The 3,747-nt window shown below is 62.4% G+C and carries 4 protein-coding genes; 2 read left to right on the top strand and 2 right to left on the bottom strand.

Going from position 1 to position 3,747, the window contains the following annotated elements:
- Positions 1–40: 40 nt before the first annotated feature.
- Entirely contained in the window at positions 41–625 is a 585-nt protein-coding gene (locus ACXWUF_RS20320) for a Uma2 family endonuclease (RefSeq protein WP_458496383.1), read from the bottom strand.
- Between the two features lie 233 nt (positions 626–858).
- Positions 859–2,061: a pyridoxal phosphate-dependent aminotransferase gene (locus tag ACXWUF_RS20325; RefSeq protein ID WP_458496384.1), complete on the bottom strand. Its 1,203-nt coding sequence runs from the start codon at positions 2,059–2,061 to the stop codon at positions 859–861.
- 341 nt (positions 2,062–2,402) lie between these two features.
- Between ACXWUF_RS20325 and ACXWUF_RS20330 the strand changes: the two genes are divergently transcribed.
- Both ACXWUF_RS20330 and ACXWUF_RS20335 read left to right on the top strand, forming a co-directional pair.
- Entirely contained in the window at positions 2,403–3,035 is a 633-nt protein-coding gene (locus ACXWUF_RS20330; RefSeq protein WP_458496385.1) for a hypothetical protein, read from the top strand.
- 376 nt (positions 3,036–3,411) lie between these two features.
- A partial coding sequence (locus tag ACXWUF_RS20335) for a CHASE2 domain-containing protein (protein WP_458496386.1) occupies positions 3,412–3,747 on the top strand: 336 nt, incomplete at its 3' end.

The following is a 3,747-nucleotide window of genomic DNA, read 5'->3' on the forward strand; positions in this document are numbered from 1 at the left end:
CCCCCCGCTCCCACAGTAAATGCTGACTCGGGCGGTGCCATCAAGTTTGCGGAGCCTGCGCGAATTCCACCTGGGCATAAATGTCGTCCAGCGCCAGCGTCACGCCCAACCCCGGCAAGGGCACGCCACCCTCGGCTTCACCGTACTCGGTCAAGCGCCAGGCGTGGCCGGTTTCCCGCTCGAATAGCTCCACATGCCGACGGTTCTGGTCGATCAGAAGGTAATAGGCCAGCGATTCAATGGTCCGGTAATGCTCAAACTTGCCGCCCCGGTCCCAGGATTCGGTGGACGGCGACAGCACCTCCACCACCAGCGCCGGGTTTTCCACATGCTTCCGCTGGCGGACGCCGCGCTCACAAAGCACCTGGACGTCCGGGTAGCAGAAATGGTCGCTGTCGTGGACGTATAGCCTCATGTCGGCGCCGTAGACCCGGCAGGGCTTGCCTCGTAGAGCGGCACCCAAAGCAATAACAACATTGGTACCAATGAGCGCGTGGCTTTCCGAGCCACCCGCCATGGCGAACACTTCGCCAGCGCAATATTCGTAGCGCTGGTCCTCGCGCTCTTCCAGCGCGAAATATTCCTCGTGGGTGAACAGATGCGGTCGGGCAAGAACGGATGACATGGTTTCTTCTCCTGAGCTTTTTCAAAGGCGGAATCTGGAGGCCAGCTTGCGTAGGATGGGTGGAGGCGCACCTAACACGGGTCCGAAGACGCCTGGAATTCCCGCCGTGCGCCGTAACCCATCACTCCGGTTAAGCTTCCGTGATGGGTTGCGGTGCGCGGCTATTTTTTCGGATAGCCGCATTCTCATAGCGCACCTCCACCCATTCTATGAGGTATGCCTATGACGCCTCATCAACCGCCGCCAACCATTCTACGCAATCCCGTCACCAGCCGCCCCATCCCCGCCGCCGCCGTCTCCGGCTCCAACGCGCCGTAAGCGATGCGGAGATAGCAGCCGTCTTCCAGCCCGAAGGCGTTGCCCGGAATCGCCGCCACCTGATATTCGCGGATCAAGCGCTGGGCCAGGGCCATGGAGTCCAACTCGGTCTCAATCTTCAACAGGATATAAAACGCCCCCTCCGCCGACGGGATGCGGCAGACGTCCTCGACCGCCCGCAATTCATCCAGCACCAGGCCGCGCACCCGGCGGATGGCGTCCAAATGCCCCCGGCAATAGGCCGCGCCCGCGTCCAGCGCCGCCACCGCCGCGTGCTGGGAAATCAGCGGGGCGCAGATCAGGTTGGTGTCCTGGGCTTTCAGCACCGCGTCGTACAAATGCTCCGGGAGAACCATGTAGCCGATGCGCCAACTGGCGAAGCCATAGGCTTTGGACAAGGAATACAGCGCAATCGTGTGGGCCTCGGAACCCGCAATCGCCGCCGGGGAGACATGCCGCGCCGCGCCGTGGGTGAAGTATTCGTAGGCCTCGTCGGTGATGTGATAAATCCCGTGGCTCCGGCACAGCGCGTTCACCGCCCGCAGCGCCGCTTCCGGGTACACCGCGCCGCTGGGATTGTTGGGGGAAATGGTGACGATGGCGCGGGTGCGCGGCGTGATGGCGGCGCGGAGGGCGTCCAAACGAAGCTGGAAACCCGCGTTGGTGGGCACGCCCACCGGCACGCAGCTCAGCATTCGGATCGCCATCTCCTGATTGAAATAGTACGGCAGCGGCAGGATGACCTCGTCGCCCGGATCGGCGATGGCGAACAAGGCGTTGAGGAAACCCATGTTGGACCCCGCCGTCACCACCACCTGTCGGCCGCCTAGGCCGATGCCGTTTTCTTCCGCCAGCTTGCGCTCGATCCGCGCCAGCAATTCCGGGATGCCCCGCACCGGGCCGTATCTGTGCTGCTCGATCCGATGGCCGAACCGCCGCGCCGCCGCCAGCGCCTCGCCGGGCGGGCCGTAATACACCACGCCCTGGCCCAAGGAAATGGTGCCGGGCGTTTGCCGGATCAGTTCGGCGACGACGGGAATGATGGGCGCCTGCACGGCGGCGAGGCGGCGGCTGACGGTGGGTTTGGGGGAAGCCATGGGCGCGGGGAAAGCGATCATTGAAAAAGCCATTGTACCGGGCGGGGCCACGCGGCACCGAATCCTAGGGCAATCGCGCCATGTATGAAACGAGGCTTTTCCCCTCTTTAAGCAGGAGAAAACGGGTGGTCTGCGCGGTTGCCCCGGCGCAACTAACTTATGCGCCAAGATCCACACAGTGTATCTTTATGGGTAAAATCCCAGGCCATGGTCGTCGGGGGGAGTCAATTTCGGTGGTCGCTTGCAAACAACTGAACGCTGGCTGGCGCTTACCCACTTCAATAATCATCAAAATGCAAAACAAGCCAAGACAAAGCCGCACTCGGACATCCAAACACCACCCGGTTCTCGGTAAGGCGTTATTGGCCGGTCAACTCGCCGTTTTAGTGGGCGCGCTGTCCGGCGATGTCGCCCTAGGCGAGGATTGGATGTACCGGGCACGCCCCGGCGACAATCTCAGGAGCTTTTCCGAAACCTACCTCATCGACCCCTCGCTCTGGCGGAAGGTCCAGGAACTCAACCACATCGCGGACCCCTGGCATATCCCGCCCGGCACGGCCTTGTACGTGCCCGCCGACTGGCTGAAGAAATTCCCCGTCACCGCACGGGTCGTCCATGTCCAAGGCAACGCCCTGCTTCTCGACCACGCCACCCGCTCCTGGAGTCCGGTGTCGGTCGGGTCGCTCCTGGCAAAGGACGATGAAATCCAGACCGATGAGAATGGCAGCGTCACGCTGGAATTCATCGACGGCTCGCAGCTAATGCTACAACCGGGCGGCACCTTGAAGCTGAATTCTTTGGGAAGATTCGGCGACACCGGGATGACCGACCCCCACCTCCACCTGGAAACGGGCCGCTTACAAACCAAGGCCACGCCCCGCAAGGGTGCCGCCACCCGCTTCCAAGCAATCGCGCTATCTCCCTCTCGCCTTTGGGAGAGGGTGGGGGTGAGAGTATCCAATCAGGGATTTAGCGCTTTTCCACCGCCACCCTAAGATCGAATCCGTGATTTTTAGGGGGAAATCTCATTTTTAACACCCTCACCCCACCCTCTCTCCCAAAGGCGAGAGGGAAAATACAAGCCATCCCGGCATAGCGCGATTGCCCTGGACCCGCCGCAATCCATCGAGGTGCCGGGCAATGATTGCTATTGGTTCCTGATGGCCCTGCCCCTACTTGCCTTGATTGCCATTTAGAGCGTTTTTCACATGAATGCACGGACCATTTCAAACCCCTCCCCGGCCCTCCCAACCCCTCCCGGCTTCCCCTCACCAGGGGAGGAAAAAGGCGGGGAGGGAGAAAAATCCCCCCTGATAAAAAAAGTCGGGGGTTTAAACCAGGCACCCGAATGGAAAACGCTCTAGGCCGCCGATGTTGACTGGCCTGATGGGCCGCTGGGCTTCGCCCCGCCTTGGACTCGCGCTGCTCTTGAGCCTGGGCGCGGTGGTCTTGGGTGAGAGCGATTTAACCCGCCGCTGGGATGACTTGGTGTACGACGCCGCCCAAGGGCTGTTCGCCCGGGAGGCCCGCCCGGACATCGTCATCGTCGCCATCGACGAGCCTAGCCTCGCCCGCCTGGGACGCTGGCCCTGGTCGCGGCGGGTTCATGCGGCCATGGTGGACGCCTTGTCCGCCGCCCAGGCGCGGGCCATCGGCATCGACATCTTGTTTTCCGAGCCGGGCACGGACGACCCGGCGGCGGATCGG

The organism is Methylomagnum sp. (assembly GCF_054333355.1).

Bases quoted from the DNA above. Each gene is read 5' to 3' on its own strand.
- ACXWUF_RS20320 (WP_458496383.1), bottom strand. From the start codon at position 625: ATGTCATCCGTTCTTGCCCGACCGCATCTGTTCACCCACGAGGAATAT.
- ACXWUF_RS20325 (WP_458496384.1), bottom strand. From the start codon at position 2,061: ATGATCGCTTTCCCCGCGCCCATGGCTTCCCCCAAACCCACCGTCAGC.